The 22,397-nt window shown below is 56.6% G+C and carries 15 protein-coding genes; 4 read left to right on the top strand and 11 right to left on the bottom strand.

The annotated features are described in order from the left end of the window. Positions 1-94 precede the first annotated feature (94 nt). Complete coding sequence (locus BG55_RS15720; protein ID WP_034939421.1) at positions 95-1,759, bottom strand: ShlB/FhaC/HecB family hemolysin secretion/activation protein; 1,665 nt, start codon at positions 1,757-1,759, stop codon at positions 95-97. Positions 1,760-2,180: 421 nt separating this feature from the next. On the opposite strand from BG55_RS15720, the gene BG55_RS15715 reads away from it, so the two are divergent. Both BG55_RS15715 and BG55_RS21495 read left to right on the top strand, forming a co-directional pair. Next, positions 2,181-3,386: a multidrug effflux MFS transporter gene (locus BG55_RS15715; RefSeq protein WP_034939418.1), complete on the top strand. Its 1,206-nt coding sequence runs from the start codon at positions 2,181-2,183 to the stop codon at positions 3,384-3,386. Between the two features lie 178 nt (positions 3,387-3,564). Continuing rightward, positions 3,565-4,128 carry a TetR/AcrR family transcriptional regulator gene (locus tag BG55_RS21495; protein ID WP_160170868.1) on the top strand — a complete coding sequence of 188 codons (564 nt, stop codon included), beginning with the start codon at positions 3,565-3,567 and terminating at the stop codon, positions 4,126-4,128. A gap of 150 nt (positions 4,129-4,278) precedes the next feature. Here BG55_RS21495 and BG55_RS15705 read toward each other — a convergent pair whose 3' ends face one another. The 9 genes from BG55_RS15705 to BG55_RS15665 all read right to left on the bottom strand — a co-directional run bounded on the left by BG55_RS15705 (position 4,279) and on the right by BG55_RS15665 (position 16,714). Beyond that, entirely contained in the window at positions 4,279-4,833 is a 555-nt protein-coding gene (locus BG55_RS15705) for a TetR/AcrR family transcriptional regulator (protein WP_084276326.1), read from the bottom strand. Between the two features lie 57 nt (positions 4,834-4,890). After that, positions 4,891-6,312, bottom strand: coding sequence for an efflux transporter outer membrane subunit (locus BG55_RS15700; RefSeq protein ID WP_034939416.1), 1,422 nt, complete (start codon positions 6,310-6,312; stop codon positions 4,891-4,893). Position 6,313: 1 nt separating this feature from the next. Beyond that, positions 6,314-9,469, bottom strand: a complete 3,156-nt coding sequence (locus tag BG55_RS15695; RefSeq protein ID WP_034939413.1) for an efflux RND transporter permease subunit — start codon at positions 9,467-9,469, stop codon at positions 6,314-6,316. A 2-nt stretch (positions 9,470-9,471) separates the two neighbouring features. Further along, the gene (locus tag BG55_RS15690; RefSeq protein WP_034939412.1) at positions 9,472-10,626 is read right to left on the bottom strand and encodes an efflux RND transporter periplasmic adaptor subunit; all 1,155 of its coding nucleotides are present in this window, start codon (positions 10,624-10,626) and stop codon (positions 9,472-9,474) included. A gap of 128 nt (positions 10,627-10,754) precedes the next feature. Continuing rightward, a complete protein-coding gene (locus tag BG55_RS15685; RefSeq protein ID WP_034939410.1) occupies positions 10,755-11,393 on the bottom strand; it encodes an NrsF family protein in 639 nt (212 codons plus the stop codon). Next, complete coding sequence (locus tag BG55_RS15680; protein WP_034939409.1) at positions 11,380-11,940, bottom strand: sigma-70 family RNA polymerase sigma factor; 561 nt, start codon at positions 11,938-11,940, stop codon at positions 11,380-11,382. Before BG55_RS15680 ends, BG55_RS15685 begins: the two co-directional genes overlap by 14 nt. Positions 11,941-11,987: 47 nt before the next feature. Next, a complete protein-coding gene (locus BG55_RS15675) occupies positions 11,988-13,202 on the bottom strand; it encodes a protein-disulfide reductase DsbD family protein (RefSeq protein ID WP_034939407.1) in 1,215 nt (404 codons plus the stop codon). A gap of 20 nt (positions 13,203-13,222) precedes the next feature. After that, the gene (locus tag BG55_RS15670; protein ID WP_034939405.1) at positions 13,223-13,786 is read right to left on the bottom strand and encodes a peroxiredoxin; all 564 of its coding nucleotides are present in this window, start codon (positions 13,784-13,786) and stop codon (positions 13,223-13,225) included. A 150-nt stretch (positions 13,787-13,936) separates the two neighbouring features. After that, complete coding sequence (locus tag BG55_RS15665) at positions 13,937-16,714, bottom strand: flavocytochrome c (protein WP_034939404.1); 2,778 nt, start codon at positions 16,712-16,714, stop codon at positions 13,937-13,939. A gap of 579 nt (positions 16,715-17,293) precedes the next feature. Here BG55_RS15665 and BG55_RS15660 point away from each other — a divergent pair. Then, positions 17,294-18,805 carry an anion permease gene (locus BG55_RS15660; protein ID WP_034939402.1) on the top strand — a complete coding sequence of 504 codons (1,512 nt, stop codon included), beginning with the start codon at positions 17,294-17,296 and terminating at the stop codon, positions 18,803-18,805. 42 nt (positions 18,806-18,847) lie between these two features. On the opposite strand, the gene BG55_RS15655 is transcribed toward BG55_RS15660, so the two are convergent. Beyond that, positions 18,848-20,032: a type VI secretion system ImpA family N-terminal domain-containing protein gene (locus BG55_RS15655; RefSeq protein WP_034939401.1), complete on the bottom strand. Its 1,185-nt coding sequence runs from the start codon at positions 20,030-20,032 to the stop codon at positions 18,848-18,850. A 528-nt stretch (positions 20,033-20,560) separates the two neighbouring features. Between BG55_RS15655 and treA the strand changes: the two genes are divergently transcribed. Beyond that, a complete protein-coding gene (gene treA, locus BG55_RS15650; RefSeq protein WP_034939399.1) occupies positions 20,561-22,231 on the top strand; it encodes an alpha,alpha-trehalase TreA in 1,671 nt (556 codons plus the stop codon). Positions 22,232-22,397 lie beyond the last annotated feature (166 nt).

Genomic DNA, 22,397 nt, shown 5'->3' with positions numbered 1-22,397 from the left:
GCATCGGCTGGACCGCCAGCAGATAACAGACCAGGTAACTTAACAGCCGACGGGCGGCAGAAACGGGCTGACGATTGTCCATAATCATTCTCTCTTAAAAGATCAGCCCGACGCGGGCATAAATACTGGCACGATCCGCATTCAGATAAGCGGGATAGCTGAGCGGCACCGCCAGGGTGTACTGGGTGTAAAAATGCCGGTTGCGGGTGGTCAGTCCCACCGCACTGCCCCACAGGGTGCCGGTGAATTCAGGATTTTGCGGATCGCTTTTCAGCCAGCCGCCATCCGCCGCCATTACGGCACTGACGTCGCCCATCACCGGCAGCGTAAACAAACTGTAATTCAGTTCGTTACGCAGCCAGCCGCCGGCATCACCGGAAAGATATTGCTCTTTGAAGCCGCGCACCGAGCTTTCACCCCCCAGCGTCAGCCGTTCGCTGCCATAAAGACGGTCCGGCGACCACTGGGCGTAGAAGCTGCTCAGCCACCACAGGCGGTCAGTCAGCGGGCGCTGAAAACTGCCGGTGAGACTCCATTTACGGAAGCTGGCTTTGGGGGCGTTGTCGTTTTTACCCTGGTCACTTTCAGCATCAAACCACGGCATCCCCCGGGTGAAGGCCGGATTCAGCGTGGCGACGCCACCGGCGATTTTCTGGCTGTGATCGAGGCCGAATTGCAGGCTGGTTAATTTGCGGCTGCTGCTCTGTAACAGTGCGCTGTTGAGGTAGTTATGGCTGACATAGTGGTTCAGGCCCAGCTGCATCCCGGTTTTAATCTCGCCATTGCGAAACAACACCCACGAGCCGTTAAGGCGATGGGCAACATTGTCGCCGTTACTCAGCCAGGTAAAATCGTCGCTGACAAAACTGCTGTGATAGTTGCTCCAGCTGTAGCTGTAATCCAGCAGGCCATAGCCATAGGGCACGCTGACGCCCGCCTGCATGTTCTGTGCATCACGCCACTGGCTGAAGGCGCTGCTGCGCCCACCGCTGAGCGTCCAGCGGTCCGCCACGCCCAGCAGATTATTGCCGGTGGCAGACGCGGTCAGCTGACCGGTGCCGGTGCTGCGCTGCCCGCTGTTATCGAAGCCCAGCGTCACACCCAGAGGAAATTCCGCTTTTCCGCTGAGATTAATCACTGAATAGCCAGCTTGAGCGGCGGGTTGAATTTCAATCTGCACCGGCGTGTTACGCACCCGGTTAATCTGTTCCATCCCCTGCTCAATATCGCGCAGGTTGAGAATATGCCCCTCGACGCCGGGAAATACCGTGCGCAACATCAGCGGCTGTTTGCCTTCCAGACGAATGGATTCGACTTTTCCTTCCAGGATCTGAATAAACAGTTTGCCGGAAGATAAATCCTGCGCGGTTAAAAATGCCCGGCTGGTAATATAGCCGCGTTGCATATACCAGTTGGAAACGTTATTCACCAGCGTATTAATTGCCGCCAGATTAAGGCAGCGATGAATATATCCCGCCGTCAGTCGTTGTTGCTGACGCTCAGAAATCAGCGTGCTATTTCGCAGGATAATCTGGTCAATGGTAAAACAGGGTCCGCCCGCAGCAGAACCCGCTACCGGCGCGGGCTGCGGCGTTACCGCCTGCCATAACGCATCGCGTTGCTGCTGCGCCTGTTGCAGTTGCTGTTGCTGCTGTTGTTGAATAAAGTCACGGTCCGCGGGGGTTAATGGTGCGGCAACGGTATTGCATATAAATAAGCTGACGCACAGCGCCAGAGACTTCCCTGTTTTTGCCATCATAAGATAAAAGTTAACTATTTTTTATTGTAAGGATTATGTAAAGCGAGGGTCGTATAATATCAGCTAATCAATCAGAGAGTTCAGCAAATAATTAAAAAAAGATAACGCCTGAACAATCGACTTTAATGCAGGATTAATTCGCTTACAAAGGCAAATACAGAGCATTCCACTACAAATCACAAGGGTATGTTAATGCCCAACTTTCTTTAAGACATTTTTATAACGTTGTGATTACATATGACCCTGTCGGGTCAATGCTGACGGTCTTCTTAACGGTTGCAACGGCCAGCAACAGCGCCATGCAGCCCGGTACGGCATCACTATCTATGAATTCTGCTCATAGTGGTTATCTGATTTGCCCTGATTATTTCCGCATGCTCTGCCGTTATGCTGTCCGGCTATCCTGTTTACAAGGGCCACCATGACCGACTCCTTCACTCACGCGCATCCCGCAGGCCATAAAACCCGTGGCGCAACCTTTATTGTGATCCTCAGCGCCTTAATGGCTTTCACTTCGCTCTCCACCGATATTTATCTGCCTGCCATGCCGGTGATGGCGCAGCAACTGCACGGTGACGCGGAGTTAACCATTACCGGTTTCCTGGCGGGTTTTTGTCTGGCGCAGTTAATCTGGGGACCGCTGAGCGACCATTTTGGCCGCCGGTTACCGCTGTTTGTGGGTATGGTGCTGTTTATTATCGGCTCGGTGGGCTGTGCCCTCTCGGAAAATATCGGGCAAATCGTGTTCTGGCGGGTGTTTCAGGCGCTGGGGGCCTGTACCGGACCGATGCTGGCACGCGCCATGATCCGCGATCTGTTCAGCCGCAGTCGCAGCGCCCAGATGCTCTCCACCCTGATTATCGTAATGGCGATTGCTCCCATCGCCGGGCCGCTGTTGGGTGGGCAGATGATTAAGGTCACCTCATGGCATGCCATTTTCTGGCTGCTGGCCGCGCTGGGGGTGCTGATGCTGCCCGCTCTGTACTGGCTGCCGGAAACCCTGCCGCAGGAGAAACGCACCCCGGCATCCCTGAGCAGCGCTTTCAGCCAGTATTATCGCCTGCTGAAAAACCGCGGCTTTATGCGTTTCACCCTGTGCCTGACCTTTTATTATGTTGCCGCCTATGCGTTTATCACCGGTTCGCCCTTTGTCTATATCACCTGGTTTGGCGTGGCAGCGCAGCATTACGGCTGGCTGTTTGCGGTAAATATTGTCGGGCTGATGGTAGTCAGTACCCTGAACCGGCGGCTGGTTTATCGCTATCCGCTGGAAAAACTGCTTAAGATCGCCGTGATTATCGCCACCCTTGCGGCACTCGCCCTGGCGCTGTTCAGCAGGCTGAATACAGGCGGCGTGCTGATGATCGCCGTGCCGGTGTTTATCTTCTTTGCCATGAACGGCATTATCGCCGCCACCGCCGCTGCCCTGGATGCACAGCCGGGTGGTGCCGGTGCGGCATCCGCGCTGATTGGTGCCTTGCAGTATGGCAGTGGAATTATTTCTTCGCTGCTGCTGGCATTGTTCAGTGACGGCACCCCCTGGACGATGGCCTGGATCATCGCCCTGTTTACCGTGGCGAGCGCGGTGATGGCGTTAAGCGCCGCCACGGCGAAAGCCAGTGGCTGAACGGCGTTATCAGCGCGGCTGAAGGGCTGCGTTTTGCCGGGTGAGCCGCCGTTCTCGCCCCGTTTAACGTCTGCCGCTGTCATCCGGCGATGGCATTTGCCCCACCCGGAGAGGGTACGTATACTTCCCTTTTACCGGCGCGAATAAGCCAGAAACTGCGCGATGAGGGAGCATGGCCGTGACAGATCAACCCGCGAAAATCCTCGCTGCCGCCCGAAAGTGCGTGCACGAAAAAGGATTTCACAATACCTCGGTTCACAGCATTGCAGAGCAGGCGGGTATCAGCACCGGGCTGATCTACCGCTATTTCAAAAATAAAGACGCGGTGATTGAGGCGCTGGTCAGCAGCATCACCCACGAGCTGATCAGCGTTTCGATGCGTCAGGACAGCGTCGAAAAAGCCACCATGCCGTTTCATCTGGCGGCAGAGAACCACAATCAGGCGGTACAGCAATTTGAACAGAATATTGTGCTGCTGATGAACATTTCTGCCGAAGCCGCCAGAAACCCCCATTATGAGACGATGATCGGTGATGCTTTCAGCCAGCTGCTCAACCATGTGTTAAGCAGAAAGCGGCAGAGTTATCCCGCTGACAACGAGTCTGTTCTTGCCACGCGGCTGACTTTTGCTGCGGTGATGATCGACGGCTTAATTATCCGCCGTCGTTTAAAGGGAAACCCTGCCGGTAAAGTGCTGACCGATGCCGTGCAGAGTATTTTACAACGGGTGGACACCCACTGATTTTTGACCGGCCGCCGGAGAGCCACGCTCTCAGGGCCGTTACCGCGCCTGATATTCCGACCAGGCGGGACGTTGCACTGGGCAGACGGCAACAGGCTGAGCCGTGACCCGACCAGTCATCTCCAGATCCGTCTGGCCGCAAAAAAGGTGTCATTCTCCGGCAAACAGCATCCCTTCAATGCGCTTCAGTTCATTCTGGTCTGGCTGCGGACTGCTGAAACAGCGCCAGACCAGGCCATCGAGGATGAGCAGGATCATTTCAATGCCGGTCCGGCTCAGCGCAGGGAGACGATGTGCCAGCAGCGCGTCGATCAGCCGTTGCTCTTCCGCCAGCAGAATCACCCTGACCTGCTCGTTGCGGGACGCTTCCGCGTAGATTTCAATCAACAGCTGCTGCTGGCATCGGCTCCAGCCCGACCAGAACAGCGACGCCCGGTCAAACATCTCGCCGAGACGGATGCTGCCAGAAAGCTTCAGCAGCAGGAATTCACGCCATTCTTTTGCCACCACGGCGGTGACGGCCACAATCAGCGAGGCCTTGCCGGGGAAAGCGCGATAAATCTGCGCCGCCGCCAGGCCGGATGACCGGATCAGTTGCGCCATACTGGCCCCGTGAAAACCGCTCTCACTGAAGCAGCTTTTTGCGGCGCTGAGGATTTGCTCCTGTTGTTTACACATCAGCTGTGTGCTGGCTTTTCTGCTCACCGTTTTCCTCTGGTCACCCTTAAAAATAACCGGCCAGCAATGCTGGCCGGTAAACAGTCAGATTTTGCTGTCCGACCTCTTCAGCGCCGTGCCGCCACCCATCACCTTGTAGAAGGTGATCAGATTCTGATAGTACGCCTGCTGCGTGCTGACCAGAGAGGACCGGGCGGTATAGAGCGTTCGCTGTGCATCCAGCGCATTGATATAGGTATCGATGCCGTTGCGGTAACGCAGATCCGCCAGGTGGTAATAGCGCTGCGCTGAGGCCACCGCGTTCTGCTGACTGAGCAGCTGATCGTGGATGGTGCCCCGCCGGGCCAGCGCGTCAGCCACCTCCTGGAACGCGGTCTGCACCGCTTTCTCATACGCCGCCACGTAGTACTCTTTCTGCGCCTGGGTGTATTTCAGCTGCGAGAGGTTATAGCCTCCGCTGAACAGCGGCAGTGACACCGAGGGCGCAAAACTCCATACCCCTGCGCCATGTCTGAACAGAGAAGAGAGATCGGCACTGCCGGTTCCCCCGCTGGCGGTGAGCGAAATGGTGGGGAAGAAGTTGGCCCGCGCCGCGCCGATACTGGCATTGGCCGATTTCAGATCGTGCTCGGCTGAGAGCACATCCGGACGATTCAGCAACACCTCTGACGAAATACCGGCCGGGATCGCCTGAAAGGCGTTGCCCAGCGAATCTATCCCCTGCGGCAACAAATTATCCGGCACCGTTTTGCCCACCACCAGATCCAGCGCGTTTTTGTCCTGCGCCACGCTGGTCTGATAGCTGGCAACATCCGACAGCGCCGACTGTAAGGTGGTTTCCGCGGAGGAGACATCCACCATCGATACCGTGCCGTGACGCAGCTGGGCACGAGTAATCTCCAGCGAGCGGCGGGCGCTCTCTGCGGTGTCCCGGGCAATGGTCAGATTGCTCTGGTCCGCCGCCAGCGTCAGCCAGTAGTTAACGGTGTTGTACAGCACGGTAAGACGGGTGCTGCGCGCTCCCTCCAGCGTACTGAGCCAGGTTTCATACTGTTCACGGCTCAGGCTCTGATTCTTACCAAACAAGTCCAGCTCAAATGAGCTGGTTGCGCCCTGCGCGGTGTAACTGGAACTGAGCGCGGTCTGGTTACCCTCTCCGGTCAGCGACCGCGAGCGGCTGCCGCTCAGTTCGGCATTGATGGTCGGGAACAGCGCCGAACGCTCCTCGCCATACTGCGCCCTCGCCGCTTTCACGCTGGCCACGGCTTCACGCAGGTCACGGCTGTTATCCAGCGCCAGGCCCACCACCTGACGCAGCCTGGCATCGAGGATATAGCTCTCCACCGCGGTTTCCCGGTAGTTGCCCATCGTCGCCTGACTCTGCGCGCCATACGCCTCGCCTTTGGGTTGTTGCAGCGGGACGGTCGGCCGCTGGTAGTGGGGGTCCAGCGAGATACAACCAGCCAGCAACCACGGCAGGCATAACGCCATTAATTTTGCTGACATCTTATTCTCCTTTCTCTTCAACGGGCAGTTGCTCGTCATACTGCGGCTTCGCCGGGAATACCCGTCTCACCAGCACAAAAAACAGCGGGACAAAGAAAATTGCCAGCAGCGTGGCGGAGAGGGTTCCGCCAATAATCCCTGTGCCGATGGCAATACGGCTGTTAGCACCCGCGCCGGTTGACACCGCCAGCGGCAGCACACCCGCAATAAAGGCCAGCGAGGTCATAATAATCGGACGCAGACGCATCGCCGCCGCGTGGATCGCCGCCTCCAGCAGGCTCTGCCCTTTGCGGTAATTCTCTTCGGCAAACTCCACAATCAGAATGGCGTTTTTGGCCGACAGCCCGATGATGGTCAGCATCGCCACCTGGAAATAGACGTCGTTTTCCAGCCCGCGCAGCTCGGTGGCCAGCAGCGCGCCTATAATGCCCAGCGGCACCACCATCATCACCGAGAATGGCACCGACCAGCTTTCATACAGCGCCGCCAGACAGAGGAACACCACAATCAGCGAGATGGCATACAGCGACATGGCCTGACTCCCGGCCAGCCGTTCCTGATACGACAGCCCGGTCCAGGCATAGGTGCTGCCTGCCGGCAGTTTCGCCGCCAGTTTTTCCATCGCGGTCATGGCATCACCCGAGCTGCTGCCGGATGCCGCCGTTCCCTGGATTTCATAGGATGACAGACCGTTATAGCGTGACAGGGCGTCAGCGCCGTAGGCCCACTGCGAGGAAGAAAACGAGGAGAAAGGCACCATGGTGTCGTTGCCGCTGCTGTCGCTGCCGCGCACAAACCAGCCGTTGATATCTTCCGGTTTACTGCGGAAGTCGGCATCGCCCTGCATATAGACTTTTTTCACCCGGCCCCGGTCGGTGAAATCATTAACATAAGAGCCGCCAATGGCCGCGCTTAAGGTGCTGTTGATATCGGCAATCGACAGGCCCAGCGATTGCGCCTTTTCATCGTCGATATTGACCTGCAACTGTGGCAAATCCGGCAGAGAGTTGGCACGTACGCTGGTGAGGGTGGGATCGCTGGCCGCTGCGGCGATCAGCTGATCACGCAGCTTCATCAGCTGGCTGCGGTCGGTTCCGGCCCGCGCCTGCAACTCCATGGTGAAGCCATCAGACTGTCCAAGACCGGAAACCGCAGGCGGCGTCATGACGATAATTTGTGCGTCGCGGATGGCTGAGAGATGTTGCATCGCGCGGGCCGCAATGCCCGCCGCGCTGTTCTCTTCACCCTTGCGTTGATCCCAGTTTTTCAGCGCGATAAATCCCACCCCGGCATTCTGTCCGCTACCGGCAAAGCTGAAGCCATTGACCAGCATACTGACTTCAACATTCTCTTTTTCACTGGTCTGAAAATAGTCCTGTACCGCTTTGCGTACTTCGCTGGTGCGGTTTTCCGTCGCGCCAGGGGCAAGCTGGTACTGCACCATAATGTAGCCCTGGTCTTCGGTGGGCAGAAAACCGGTGGGCAGGCGCAGATAGAGCAGCGCACAGCCGACAAGGATCAGCGCGTAGAGCAGGAAATAACGCAGCGGGCTGTGGATTACCCGTGCAACGCCGTGTTGATAACGCGTCTGCACGCGCTCGTAGCTGCGGTTAAACCACGGGAAAAACCCTTTTTCTTTTTTCTGCGGCCGGTGGGGTTTCAGCATGGTGGCACAGAGTGCCGGTGTCAGCGTCAGCGCCACCACCACCGACAGCAGCATGGAAGAGACGATGGTGATAGAAAACTGCCGGTAAATCACGCCGGTCGAGCCACTGAAAAACACCATCGGCAAAAACACCGCCGACAGCACCAGCGCGATGCCGACCAGCGCCCCGGTGATTTCCCGCATCGATTTTTCCGTTGCCTGGCGCGGCGGCAGGTTCTCCTCACGCATTACCCGCTCGACGTTTTCCACCACCACGATGGCATCATCCACCAGCAACCCTATCGCCAGCACCATCCCAAACATGGTCAGGGTGTTAATGGAGTACCCGAATGCCGCCAGCACGCCAAAGGTGCCGAGCAGCACCACCGGCACGGCGATGGCCGGGATCAGCGTGGTGCGAATGTTTTGCAAAAAGACAAACATCACCACGATCACCAGCAGGATCGCCTCGACCAGCGTTTTCACCACCTCTTCAATGGAGATTTTCACAAAGTCGGTGCTGTCGAGCGGATAAGCCACGCTGTAACCGGCAGGCATACTGCTTTTAAACTCCTCCACCGCCTTTTTGACGTTCTCTGCGGTAGAGAGGGCATTGGCCCCCGGCGACAGCTGGATGGCAATACCCGAGGCGGGATGACCATTAGCCAGCACGCTGGAGCTGTAGTCATCGTCGCCCATTTCAACCCTGGCGACGTCACTGAGCCGCACCGCCGAACCGTCGGTTTTGCTTTTCAGGATGATGTTGCGAAACTGCTCCGGCGTCTGTAAGCGCGAGCGGGACTGCACCGTGGCAACCAGCTGTTGCTCTTTCCCCGACGGCAAAGCGCCAAGCTGGCCGGAAGAGACCTGGGTATTCTGGTTTTCCAGCGCCGTTTCCACATCAGAAGGCATCAGCGAAAAGGCGGCCAGTTTGACCGGATCCAGCCAGATACGCATGGCATATTCCGCGCCAAACACCTGTACGCCACCCACGCCAGGCAGGCGCGCCAGCGTATCCTGCATATTACTGACCAGGTAATCGGCAACGTCAGAAGAGCTGCTTTTGTTGGTTTTGTCATACAGCGACATAATCAGCAGGAAGTCGCTCTGCGCTTTCTCCACCGTCACACCCTGTGAGGTCACCGCTTCAGGCAGGCGACTTTCCGCCTGCTGGACTTTGTTCTGCACCTGCACCTGGGCGATGTCGGGATCGGTTCCCTGTTCGAAGGTCACGGTGATTTTCACCTGGCCGGTAGAGGCGGTGCTGGATGAGGAGAAATAGAGCAGGCCATTCAGCCCGGTGAGCTGCTGCTCAATCACCTGGGTGACGCTGCTTTCCAGCGTTTCCGCTGACGCACCGGTGTAGGTGGCCTGGATGCTCACCTGTGGCGGTGCCACGTCGGGGTACTGCGCCACCGGCAGGCTGTTGATGCTGAGAATACCCGCCATCATGATCACGATAGCGATAACCCAGGCGAACACCGGCCGCCGGATAAAAAACTGTGCAAACATGCTTACTGGCCTCCGCTGGCTGGCTGAGCGTCGGCAGCGGTTTTACTGTCGCTGACTTCAGTGGCTTTCACCGTCATCCCCGCCTGGACTTTACCGGTTCCTTCGGTAATCAGCCGGTCGCCCGCCGCCAGCCCGCTGCTGACCAGCCACTGGTTGCCAAGCACCTGGCTGGTCACCACTTCGCGGCTCACCACTTTATTCTCTTTGTCCACCACCAACGCGGTGGCGTTGCCTTTGGCATCACGGCTGATGCCCTGCTGAGGCGCGAGGATCGCATCCTGTTTCACGCCATTGCTGACCGCCGCCCGCACGTACATGCCCGGTAACAGGTCGCGATCCGGATTGGGGAAAATGGCCCGCAGGGTAACCATGCCGGTGGATTCATCAACGGCCACTTCCGTCAGCTCCAGTTTGCCGGTTTGCGGATAGCGGGTGCCATCGTCCAGCGTGACGGTGACCGGCACGCTGTCGCTGTCCGGTCGTCCGGCCTGCTGTTTTTTCAGTTTTAACAGCTGGCTGCTGGACTGGGTGAGATCGACATAAATCGGGTCGAGGGCACGGATGGTCGCCAGCGCATCGGACTGGCCGGAGCTGACCAGTGCACCGGGAGTAACGGATGAGATGCCGATGCGACCTGAGATCGGCGCTTTGATTTTTGTCCAGTCCAGATTGATGCGGGCGCTTTCCACCGCAGCGCGGTACTGGGCAACGGAGGCCAGATTCTGCTGCCAGGTCGCCTCAGCATCATCCGCATCCTGGCGGGATACCCCCTCTTCACTCAGCAGCGCCTTGTAACGCTGGGCTTTTAATTTGCTGCTCTTCACCACGGCAATGGCATTATTCAGCTGCGCCACGGCCTGATCGTAGCTGGCCTGATAGCTGGCCGGATCGATCTGATACAGCACCTGGCCCTGCTTTACCTCGCTGCCTTCGGTAAACAGACGCTGCTTGATAATGCCATCCACCTGCGGCCGGACGTCAGACACCATCGTCCCGGTTACCCGACCATTAAGGTTACTGAACAGCTCCACCGGCGCAGATTTCAGGGTCACCACCCCGACTTCTGTCACCCTTTCAGTGGCATTGTTGTCAGCCTTCTGATCGCAGCCCACCATCAGCAGCGTCAGCCCTACCAGTGCAATTTTATTGAAAACCATCTGTCGGCATTCCTTTAATGAACGTTCATTCTCATTATCAGTCTAGCCGCACTTTATGACAGGGGTCAGTTATCGTCAGGTAAAGAAAACGATAAGAAGCATCCGCGTTGATGTCACAGCCGTTAATTTTAACGCCCGACGTTCAGCGCGACGAAGCGCTTTCCCAGCGCCATGGTCAGCAGCACGATGGTCACACAGGCCGCCAGATGCATCAGCAGATCGTGCAGATGGAAGTGAATCGGGTGACAGAATGCCAGCAGGGTGACGGCTATCCATGCCACGCCAAATCCCGCCATCGCCAGACTGCGCAGCGGACAGAGCAGCGGTGTACGGCGCAGGCTGGCAATCATCACCAGGCTCATCGGGGTAGCGACCCCCAGCAGGAACAGATAGCAGCCGGTGCCCTCAGCAAGGTTGACCGGCAAGGGACTGGCAGGCATTTGCAGCAGGGAGCTGACCAGCCACAGCGTGGTCAGCGGCAGAAACAGCCTCCAGCCTGTTACCCGGCGACCGGCGATGCTCAGGCCAAAGGCCGCGCGGATAGCCAGTATCCCCAGCAGAAAGGAGAGCAGTGATTGCAAGGCGGTCCAGCCTGCCCCCGTTGCTGTCCAGTCGGTCAGCGCCCGGTTAAGCAACAGGCCGGTGCCGGTCCCCACCGGTAAGGCAATCGCCAGCCAGCCTGCCAGCCGCTGGTTGATACCGGGGGCGCGTCTGACGGGGGGCACTGACCGGCTCAGTTGCGCAATTAACAGATTATGATCTTTCATCACCGGCTCCGAACCGTCGTAGATTTTTTAATGCGCGATGCAGCAGTGACTTAACGGCAGAGACGCTGAGATTGCTGTGCGCGGCGGCCTCTGCCAGGCTCATTTCACGTAAATGCACCTGTTCGACCATTTCCCGCTGACGGGCCGGCAGCTGTAGCAGAAAACCTGCCAGCTCCGCAGACGTATCCCCTCCGACAGGCGTGACGGGCTGCTCACCTTCCGGCACGGCAGCCTCTTCCACCTCCCAGTGCTGGCGGCGGCCGCGTCGCCGCAATGCATCGGTGGCACGGGCAGAGACAATCGCCATCAGCCAGGGCAGAAAAGGATAGTCCGGGTCCCAGGTGTGCCGCACCCGGTGGATGCTGAGTAACACATCCTGAATCACATCCTCCAGCAGCGTCTGGTCAGCAATTTTTTTTGCCGCCAGGGTGCGAATGACCGGCACCAGCGCGGTCAGCAGCCGGTTGTATGCCTGCCCGTCACCAGCCTGAGCACGGACCATCAGTTCCGGCCACCTCTCCCGCGTCACCGCATCGCACTTATCCATATTGCATCCTGTTATCGCCACCTCATTTTTTGCTGAGGCAGGAGAAATCAGATTTTCCTGCCCGCCGCGCGGTTCAGCGCCTTCACCACAATGTCCGGCGTCAATACCTGCGGCAGCACCTCAGGTGGGCCGCCATTGGCGGGATAAACCACATACAGCGGCAGTCCCCCCTGCCCGAACTGACTGAGCGCATCATCAACATCAGGATTAAATTTAGTGGAGTCCGCCACCATATACCAGGCACCGGTTTCAGCCAGCGCCTGCTTTACCGCCGGCGTCGAGAGGGAGGTACGCTCATTGACCTGACAGGTGATACACCATGAGGCGGTGAAATCGACAAAAATCGCCCTGCCGTGCCCGCGCTGCTGTTGCACCGCCTGCGGCGTCCATTGCAGCTTAGCCAGCTCGGGTGCCGATGGGGCGACATGCATCACCTTCGGCAGCGGCACCAGCACCGCGACGATCAGGGCGGCGGCGACCACGCCGGTGAGGCGATAGCCTTTACCGTTGATGCGCCGCTGCTGGGCGATCCCGTACAGCCAGGCCGCAAAGCCTGTCACCACCGAACCGGCCAGCAGCACGCCAAGCGCGGCGGTGCCCGCCTGTTGAGCCAGCACCCACACCAGCCAGGCCCAGGCACCAAGCATCGGGAAAGCCAGTGCACGCTTCAGCACCGCCATCCATGCGCCCGGACGCGGCAGAACCTTTGCCAGTAGCGGAAACAGCGACAGCAGGGTAAAGGGCGCGGCAAACCCCAGCGCGAGGAAAAAGAATACCGTCAGCGCCACCGCCGGGGGTTGCAGCAGGGCGTAACCGATGGCCCCGGCCATAAAGGGCGCAGAGCACGGCGTGGCTATCACAATGGCCAGCGCGCCGGTCAGGGCTGAACGGCTGAAAGCGCCACCGCCGCCGTTGATTTCACCGACACGCTGGAGCGACATCCCGACCTCAAACACCCCCAGCAGATTAAGTGCTGCGGCCAGCATCACCAGCGCCAGAATGGCAATCACCAGCGGTGACTGAAGTTGAAACCCCCAGCCGACGGCGGCACCTCCGGCTCTGGCCGCCAACAGTATGGCGGCCAGCACCATCATCGCCAGCAGCACGCCCAGCAAAAAACCCAGTCCCTCGCGGCGTGCCTCAGCCTGTTGCCCCTGATGACGCAGTAAGCCAAATGCCTTCAGGGAGACGATCGGAAAGACACAGGGCATCAGGTTAAGGATGATGCCGCCCAGAAAGGCGGCAAAAATGGCTGTCAACATGACTGACCTCGCGAGGGAAATTAGAGGGCTGACGGATGTGATTTGTCCCAGGCTTTGACCGTCTCCATGGCTTTCTGGATATGGCTGTCAGGGTTACGGTCGGTATAGCTCAGCAGGATGCTGTGGTCGGGGGCAATCACAAATGAAGTCCGCTCAGAGAGGGTTTTGCCTTTCATCTGCATGGTGGTCTGGTACTGCGCGGCCACTTTCGCCCCTGGATCGGCGGCAACGGCGAACTTATCGCGGCATTCCAGCTTCGAGAAATCACTCACCTGGTCAGTATTTCCTGCGGTCACCCCGACCACGGTTGCGCCCAGTTTGCTGAAGCTGTCCGTGGCCTCAGCAAAGTCATGCGCCTCCAGGGTGCAGCCCTTGCTGAAGGCGGCCGGGAAGAAATAGAGCACCACCGGCCCTTTTTGTAACGCCTGTTGCAGCGAGAAAGTGATGGCTTTGCCCGCCAGCGCACCCTGCAACTCGAAATCAGGGGCTTTCGCGCCAACGGGCAGTGCCGCCCCGGCGTTAAAAGCCAGTGCCGATGCGCCAAGGGTGGCGGCCAGGGCCAGTCTGCCAATCGTTTTTTTCATCTTTTGCTCCGGTAGGTATCAGTGAAGGTGCTGACAGACAGTTCGCTGTGGGAAGGGGAAAAGTTGCGGGGGGAGAAAAATATTTTTGTGATCAGATGAGATGATGACGCGTTGAGTGCCCACCCACGCCGCAGCGTGGGCAGGCAGGCATTAACGGCAGAAGGCAGCGGCATGTCGTCCGGCGAGAATGCCAAAGATAATGATATCCGCCACGGCGTTGCCGCCGATACGGTTGGCACCGTGAATGCCCCCCACCACTTCCCCCGCCGCCCAGGCGCCAGGGATCACCTGCTTTTGCGCATCCAGCACCGCCGTATCGGTGTTGATGGTCACACCGCCCATGGTGTGATGGACGCCCGGCGCAATACGAATCGCGTAGAACGGTGCCTGTTTCAGCGGATGACGCATCGCCGTTTTACGGCCAAAATCCTCATCATCCTGTTTTTCAACAAACAGGTTGTAACGTTCAAGCGTGGCCAGCAGCGCATGAAAATCCATATTCAGTTTCACCGCCAGCTCCTGCGGCGACGGCGCGCTGACCACAAAGCCTTTGGCGATATATTCATCAGCCGCTTTGTTGTTACGCCGCACCTCATCGTCAAAAATAACCCAGGCATTTTTCTCCGGCAGGGCGATAATCGCCGCCGAGACTTTGTCGCGGGTCTCCATCTCATTGTAAAAGCGCTGGCCTGCCTGGCTAATCAGTATCGCGCCGCCGCCCCGGATGGCCTCAGAAATCAGATAAGAGGTGGTCTGCTCCACCGTCGGGTGGATCTGAATTTCAGCCATATCCACCGTATCCGCCCCGATCTTTTGCAGCATGGCGATACCACTGCCGGTAGCGCCTTTGTGGTTGGTGGTGACAAAGCCTTCCAGTTCCGGCCGGTACTTCACCACCATCTCACGGTTGGCACTGAAGCCGCCGGTAGCGACAATGACGTTTTTCGCGTTGAGCACCCGACTGTCGTTATATTCATCCACCACCCGGACGCCGCTCACCGCGCCGTTTTCAATCAGAATTTCGTCCACCGAGGTTTCCAGCAGTACCTCGATTTCGCGTTTATTAATGTTTTTCACCAGACCACTGATCAGAAAACCGCCCACCGCGGAATGGTCCGCCGGACGGTGGGTTCGCTCAATGCTCATACCGCCGGTGATGGTGAGATCGTTCAACGCGATGCCCTTCGCCGCCAGCCACTCAAGGGCTTCCGGGCCGAGGTCAACAAACTCCTGCAACAGCAGGGGATTGTTTTTGAATTTGCCGCCTTTCAGGGTTTCTTCATAAAACAGCGCTTTGCTGTCGCGCACCCCTTTCAACTGCTGGAAGCGGGTTTCTGCCGCATTCATCCCCACCGATGCCTTGATGGTGTTGCCGCCGATGGTCGGCATTTTTTCGATAATCATCACCCGTGCGCCATCGTCATGGGCCTGAATCGCCGCCGCCAGCCCTGCACCGCCACTGCCGATGATCACCACGTCAACGTTCTGAGGTGCCTGCGGATTGCCGCCCTCCTCAATAACCTGCTCTTTGCTGGAGGTGGTCATCGCCCGCGAAACGGCTTTTTTCAGCGCCTCACTCTGGGTGGTGGCCCCGGTGATGGCATCAACGTGTGGGCTGTTTGCCACCAGAATGCGTGAACGCAGGCTTTCGAAGGTGGTGGTGAAATCCACGTCAAGGCTGTCGTCCGGCACCAGACTGATATCGGTGATGCGGTCGGTATCCAGCGTGACATTGATCTTCAGCTTCAGCGCCTCAGATTCCACTTTTTCCTGCCAGACCCCCGCCTTATATTTTCTGCCGCTGACGCTGGTATCACGGATCATCGCGTCCACCAGCGAGAAGCGCCACAGCGGCTCCGGTATTTTCAGGGCTTCGCGCTGATTGCTGTCGATAAACAGCTCAAGTTGGCCGTCGTTGTTGATGATGCGATCAGCCCAGTCCGGATACGCAATGCACGCCTTGCCGACCGCCACCAGGTCAAAACCGTGCTCCAGCGCCTTTTCCGCATCGGATTTGTTGACCACACCGCCCACGCCAATCACCGGGATTTTCGCCAGCTGCGGCGAGCGCATGGCGATGAATTTGCTAATCAGCGGCGTCGGGTCGTCTCTGTCGACGATAGAGGGGCGTAGCAGTTGCCCCACGGAGAAATGCACATAGTCCAGCCCCTGGGCGGCGAGTTTCTCCAGCAGATAGAGGGTATCGTCAAAACGGATGCCGGGCACTTCCAGCTCTTCCGGAGAAAAGCGGTAGCCGATAATAAAACCTTCATGTCCGAAGCGTTTCACCATTTTCTGGGTAATGTCCAGCACGGCCAGCGGAAAGGCGGCGCGTTTTTCACGGCTGCCGCCCCATTTGTCTTCACGCTGATTGGAGTTGGGTGAAAAAAACTGCTGGATCAGATAGGTGTTAGCGCCGTGGATTTCCACACCATCAAACCCGGCTTTGATCGCCCGGTTAACCGCATCACCAAATTTGGTGATCATCACGTCCACTTCCTCGCCGGTCAGCGCCTGCGGTGTGGTGGCTCCCTCACGCGGTGCAGCAATGGCGCTGGGTGCCACCGGGGTTCTGCCGCCAATCAGTTCTGGCTCCACCATTCGGCCGCCGTGGTAAATCTGCAAAATTGCCGTCGACCCCTGGGATTTAATGGCATCCGCAATTCGGCTAAGTCCGGCGATTTTGTTGTCACTGTCGATGCCGATGGCACCGGGAAATGCCGGGCCTTTGGCATCGATAAAGCCGCATTCCACAATCACCGTGCCAATGCTGCCGGCGCGGGCACGATAATATTCCACCAGATCGCTGGTGACCGAGCCATCATGAAAGCCGGTACAGGTGGTCATCGGAGCCATCAGCAGACGATTTTTCAGCACCGCCCCACCAGGCAACGTGAGAGGGTTAAGAACCGAGGTCAGCGTATTCATATCAGGGCAGCTCCAAAATTAAGATGTGCTGAATTCTCTGCCAGACGGCTTAGCATGGCCTGAATTAACATTCCGGCATCGTTTGAATTTATCCGTCATCGCTTTGCAGAGAGAGAAAACAGGTCAGCAATATCATTTTCATTGCCCGGAAATGGCAAATGATTAACAATATCTGAAAGACATTGGTAAATTGTTAACTATTGATTTCCAAAAATCAACCCACAATTACCACAAATTAAAATGTTTAAAATCAGTCAAATAAAGCTATTATCTGGTACTTACTGAATTTAACATACTGCATCCGGAATGTACTTTGTTGCGAACAGCAATTGCTTATGTTAACTATTTATCTGATTCAGCTTTATGCATTATCGGCCAGAGAACGGCATGTTCTGGCCCTGAACAAAATGTTAAAAATTAATTTCCTTCGCAGCATAAACGCATATTTCCGGTAAAAAACCAGGTCAGTTAATCTGTTTTGCTACCATTTATTTTATTAATAAAAACATGTTCTCTGACCCGTGCGAGCGGGTGCCTGTTTTAACAGGTTCTGAGCCGCCACATTACCTTGTCACAACGATGGAATCTCTGTCTGCTATGAGTGAAACCAACAGCGTTACCCCCGCCAGTGCCGGGCAAAAAAAGCAGCTGTTCATGCTGTTACTTCCTGTGGTAGTGACCCTGCTGCTGTTACTCATCCCCGTTCCGGCAGGATTGCAACCTTATGCCTGGCACTTTTTTGCAGTGTTTGTCGGGGTCATTATTGGTCTGATTTTTGAACCGCTGCCAGGCGCGGTAATCGGTCTGACCGGGGTGGTGGTGATCGCCCTGTTTAGTCAGTGGCTGCTGTTCACCCCGGCCGAGGTGGCGGATCCGCATTTCCGCATGCCTGCGGAGGCCTTTAAATGGGCGGTCAGCGGGTTTGGTAACTCAACGGTATGGCTGATTTTTGGCGCATTTATGTTCGCGGCCGGTTATGACAAAACCCGCTTTGGACGGCGGCTGGCGCTGATTCTGGTTAAATATCTTGGCCGCCGCAGCCTGACGCTGGGCTATGCCATTACCTTTGCTGATTTGCTGCTGGCCCCTTTCACGCCATCTAACACCGCGCGCAGCGGCGGCACCATTTATCCGATTATCGCCAATCTGCCGCCGTTATACGGTTCGAAACCCAACGATCCCAGCGCACGTAAAATTGGCTCCTATCTGATGTGGGTGGCGATTACCGCCGCCTGTATCACCAGTTCGATGTTTTTATCGGCGCTTGCGCCCAATCTGCTGGCGCTGGCGCTGGTAAAAAGCATTACCGGCTTCGATATTTCCTGGGGGACCTGGTTTCTTGCCTTTCTGCCGCTGGGGGTGCTGCTGATTTTTACCATGCCGTTGCTGGCTTACTGGTTCTATCCGCCAGAGGTAAAAGTAAATGATGAAGTGCCGCGCTGGGCCAGCAGCGAACTGGAAAAACTGGGCAAACTGTCGCGCAATGAGATGCTGTTGCTGCTGTTTGTCTGCTCGGCGCTGTTGATGTGGATTTTTGCCGCCAGCGTTATTGAACCGGCGATGGCGGCGCTGCTGATCGTGGTGCTGATGCTGTGGACCGGCGTGCTGAACTGGAACGATATCACCAGTAATAAACCCGCATGGAATACCTTTGCCTGGTTTGCCACCCTGGTGGCACTGGCTGATGGCCTTGCGCGGGTTGGCTTCATTGCCTGGCTGGGGAAACAGGGTAGTCAGCTGTTACAGGGTTACGATCCCCAGATTTCCGCCGTGGTACTGCTGGTGGCCTTTTTCCTGTTGCACTACCTGTTTGCCAGCACCACCGCGCACACCACCGCCCTGTTGCCCGCCACGCTGACCATCGCCGCATCCATTCCGGGTATCAATATGCCGGTGTTCTGTCTGATGATGGTCACCTCCCTCGGGGTTATGGGAATTATTACCCCTTACGGCACCGGCCCCAGTCCTATCTATTATGGTAGCGGCTATCTTCCCACCAAAGATTACTGGCGGCTGGGGACCATTTTTGGCGCGATTTTTCTTGGCAGTATGATGTTGATCGCCTATCCGTGGATGGTGATGATGTTCTGATGCTGGCCGGGCGCATCCCCGCAGCCTGCGGGGATGCCGGACTCAGTACAGTTCGTCATGCTTCGGGTCCTGACTGAGGATAAGGGCATAACGGGCGAGGAGCTGTTTCAACCGGTGTTCAATTTTGCCGCGCAACACCGGTGAGGTTTTGTTTTTTTCCAGCCTGCGCAGCAGCTCTTCCACGGGCATCAGCTCCTGCAAGGGCTGCTGAATAGTCACCACCCTCGCCTTCACTTCCGGCAGCCCGGGCCACCCTGGCTCCGTCGTGTCCATCGCATCCAGATCTTCTCCCAGGCGTTGCAGCCGAAACTGTGCCGTTTGCCACAGCTGCATCTGCGCACCCGGCAGTGCCATCGCCGAAACCGTCTGCTGCCAGCTTTCATTGCGCCTGACCTGCTGCGGTGTGATTTGCTGCGCCAGTATTGCCATGCGCTGTGCCCTGCCGGGAATGGGCTGCATCAGCTGGTATCCCCAGATGGCCATCGAGCCGAGGATAAGCATCACCATCATTCCGGCAAAAAATCCACGGCTGCGTTCCCAGAAGCTGAAGGAGACGTTCAGTGCAGTTGAAGAGGTTAAATCCCGTGGCACGTAAATCAGCGGCGTGTGACCGTCCGCATAACGATGTGGCGGGACATAATCCGGATCTGCCTCATCGCTTTCCGGCTGCGGAGCGCTGCGCTCAGTCTGTTGTAGCTCATGGCCCACGGGCGCGATTTGCCCGATGACCTCACTGACCTGCACTTTCAGCCAGTCAAGTTGCGACAGATGTTTTTGCGCCAGTTTCTCCAGCGTATCGACGTTCTCATCCAGTTGGGTTTCCAGTCTGTGCAATAAAGGGAGATCCTCCTGCCCGGGGCTCAGAGCGCGGATCACCTGTTGAATCCCCGCGCTGAGCCAGGTGATGATCGCCAGCCGCGCCGGCAAAGGGTGCGGCCATAACGTGGACCACTGATGCTTCATCATCGCCGTGACGATCTCCAGCCCTTCACACAGTCCTGCCAGCCCGGTTCGCCATGCCCTGGCCATGGTGTACCAGGCAACACTTTGCAGATCCATGCCGTTACGTCGAAACAGCGCGATTGAGAGTTCCTCTACGCGCTGCCAGTCGATTTCTTTGCGTGAGTTATGGCTGGTTTTAGCTGTTTCATGGCGAAGTTCGATAAATTCAGGCAGGGCACGAGGATCGCCCCCGGTATGCAGGATATTCTGTGTTGGTGTACTCATGAATCAAGTCCCTTAAGCGTGCTGAGTCCATTGTATTTCTGTTATTGATACTATCTCCTGCCTGCAAAAAACTCAGGCATTATTAATTTTTTTAATTACTTTCTTTATTCCCGCGCTTTTGATGCAGCAAAAAAATTTATTACAGATATTAAGAGTAAAAATCACAAAAAAAATTCTTATGTTGCCAAAAAAATATTCGTAATAAAAAGAGCATCCAAATTTCTTTCTGTTGCCATCATCAGTCATTATTTTCCTGCCGTTTTAAATAGCAATAATGCCTTGCTCATTCTGAATAATACGTGCGCTTTAATGCCCGGTTTGCGTATCAATCCTGAAGGGTAAAGGTAAAGGCGAATAACTCAGGACACGAACTGACTTTTCAGCCTGACGGGAAACTGCACCGCTTAAGAAAAATTCCGGTGGCTTCACACTTCCTGGAGTTCTGTGCACACCCGACAGAAAACCGTCTAAAGTTGTTTTACGGTCAATAGCTTATGGGTCGCCGGATCCGGACATGGAGAATAACCAATGCTGAGAGTCGAAAAACGTCAGTGGAAAACCACGCTGTTGCTGCCTTTAATGATCGCAGCTCTGGTTCAGCCAGCCTGTGCCAGTGCCGCTGACAATTCGCAGCGTATGTTGAGCAATGCACCACAGCCGCCTGACAGTCGTTTTGGGCCGTTGTTTGAGGCGGTGCAGGCCGCCAGAATCTTCCCTGACCAGAAAACGTTTGCCGATGCCGTTGCTAAAAGTGATCCTTCATCCATCCTTGCTGACTGGCAAATGCAGAAAAACCAGCGAAATTTCGATTTGAAGCGCTTTGTGGCCGCCAACTTTATTTTGCCTGAGGAGGGTGGGAAATATGTGCCGCCCGCAGGACAAAGTCTGCGACAACATATTGACGGGCTCTGGCCGGTACTGACCCGCACAGCCCATCAGGCTAACTCCTGGGATTCACTGCTGTCGCTGCCCTCTCCGTATGTCGTGCCGGGTGGCCGCTTCCGCGAGGTCTATTACTGGGACAGTTATTTTACCATGCTCGGTCTGGCTGAAAGCAATCACTGGGATCGCGTGCAGGATATGGTGAATAACTTCGCTTACCTGCTGGACAGATATGGTCATATCCCTAACGGTAATCGCAGCTATTATCTCAGCCGCTCTCAGCCGCCATTTTTCAGTATGATGGTCGATCTTCTGGCGCAGCATCAGGGGGACGAGGCTTACCGCAAATACCTGCCGGAACTGCAAAAAGAATATGACTACTGGATGGCCGGGGCCGATCGCCTGCAACCCGGAAACGCCTTTCAGCGCGTGGTGAAACTAAAAGATGGCAGCCTGCTTAACCGCTACTGGGATGACCGGGACGTGCCGCGAACCGAATCCTGGATGGAGGATATCGCCACCGCGCAGAAAGCGGGGGATCGTAACAAGGCAGAACTGTATCGGGATCTGCGCGCCGGGGCCGCCTCTGGCTGGGATTTCAGCTCACGCTGGTTTGTCAATCCGCATGACCTTGCCAGCATCCAGACCACCCGCATTCTTCCTGCCGATCTTAATTCACTGTTATTTCACCTTGAACAGACGCTGGCTCATGCCAGTCAGCTGGCCGGAAACCAATCCGCCAGCCGACGCTTCAGCCAGCAGGCAGAACGGCGGCAACAGGCTGTCAACCGCTATATGTGGGACAGCCACCAGGGGTGGTACGCCGATTACAACTGGCGCGAGGATCGCATCCGCTCACCGCTGACTGCGGCCACGCTGTTTCCTCTCTGGCTGAAGGTCGCAACGCCACAACAGGCGGCAAAAACCGCCGATGCCGTGGAAAAACAGCTGGTCAAAGAAGGCGGTCTGGTGACCACCACCGTTAACAATGGTCAGCAGTGGGATGCGCCTAACGGCTGGGCACCCCTTCAGTGGGCCGCCGTGGAGGGGCTGAACAACTACGGCAGACAGGCCCTGGCTAAAGAGGTCGGGATGCGCTTTTTAAACAATGTACAGAGCACTTACGATAAGCAGCACAAGCTGGTGGAAAAATATGTGGTGGACGGGAAAGTGCCTGGCGGCGGAGGGGGTGGCGGAGAGTATCCGTTGCAGGATGGCTTCGGCTGGACCAATGGCGTAACGCTGAAACTGATGGATCTCTACTGCCCGAAAAATGTCGTGTGTAATAATGTCAGTGATATTACCAAAAAACAGTAACCTGTGGCGGCACTGCGGTGCCGCCAGTTAAACCCCCATCATTTGCAGGTAATTGATATTCAAAATCATTACTTGAATCCCGTTTACGAATAGATAATAATTCTCATTTAGATTATTATAAATCTTTACATTACCGTTACTGCGCGCCTTTCACTGTTCTTTGCCG

This window comes from Erwinia mallotivora (genome assembly GCF_000590885.1).
Lineage (GTDB): Bacteria > Pseudomonadota > Gammaproteobacteria > Enterobacterales > Enterobacteriaceae > Erwinia > Erwinia mallotivora.
This window is presented reverse-complemented; position numbering and strand designations above follow the sequence as displayed.

What these genes read in the sequence shown, in the direction of transcription:
- BG55_RS15720 (WP_034939421.1), bottom strand. Translation starts at nt 1,759, where the DNA reads ATGATGGCAAAAACAGGGAAGTCTCTGGCGCTGTGCGTCAGCTTATTT.
- BG55_RS15715 (WP_034939418.1), top strand. Translation starts at nt 2,181, where the DNA reads ATGACCGACTCCTTCACTCACGCGCATCCCGCAGGCCATAAAACCCGT.
- BG55_RS15700 (WP_034939416.1), bottom strand. Translation starts at nt 6,312, where the DNA reads ATGTCAGCAAAATTAATGGCGTTATGCCTGCCGTGGTTGCTGGCTGGT.
- BG55_RS15695 (WP_034939413.1), bottom strand. Translation starts at nt 9,469, where the DNA reads ATGTTTGCACAGTTTTTTATCCGGCGGCCGGTGTTCGCCTGGGTTATC.
- BG55_RS15690 (WP_034939412.1), bottom strand. Translation starts at nt 10,626, where the DNA reads ATGGTTTTCAATAAAATTGCACTGGTAGGGCTGACGCTGCTGATGGTG.
- BG55_RS15685 (WP_034939410.1), bottom strand. Translation starts at nt 11,393, where the DNA reads ATGAAAGATCATAATCTGTTAATTGCGCAACTGAGCCGGTCAGTGCCC.
- BG55_RS15680 (WP_034939409.1), bottom strand. Translation starts at nt 11,940, where the DNA reads ATGGATAAGTGCGATGCGGTGACGCGGGAGAGGTGGCCGGAACTGATG.
- BG55_RS15675 (WP_034939407.1), bottom strand. Translation starts at nt 13,202, where the DNA reads ATGTTGACAGCCATTTTTGCCGCCTTTCTGGGCGGCATCATCCTTAAC.
- BG55_RS15670 (WP_034939405.1), bottom strand. Translation starts at nt 13,786, where the DNA reads ATGAAAAAAACGATTGGCAGACTGGCCCTGGCCGCCACCCTTGGCGCA.
- BG55_RS15665 (WP_034939404.1), bottom strand. Translation starts at nt 16,714, where the DNA reads ATGAATACGCTGACCTCGGTTCTTAACCCTCTCACGTTGCCTGGTGGG.
- BG55_RS15660 (WP_034939402.1), top strand. Translation starts at nt 17,294, where the DNA reads ATGGAATCTCTGTCTGCTATGAGTGAAACCAACAGCGTTACCCCCGCC.
- BG55_RS15655 (WP_034939401.1), bottom strand. Translation starts at nt 20,032, where the DNA reads ATGAGTACACCAACACAGAATATCCTGCATACCGGGGGCGATCCTCGT.
- treA (WP_034939399.1), top strand. Translation starts at nt 20,561, where the DNA reads ATGCTGAGAGTCGAAAAACGTCAGTGGAAAACCACGCTGTTGCTGCCT.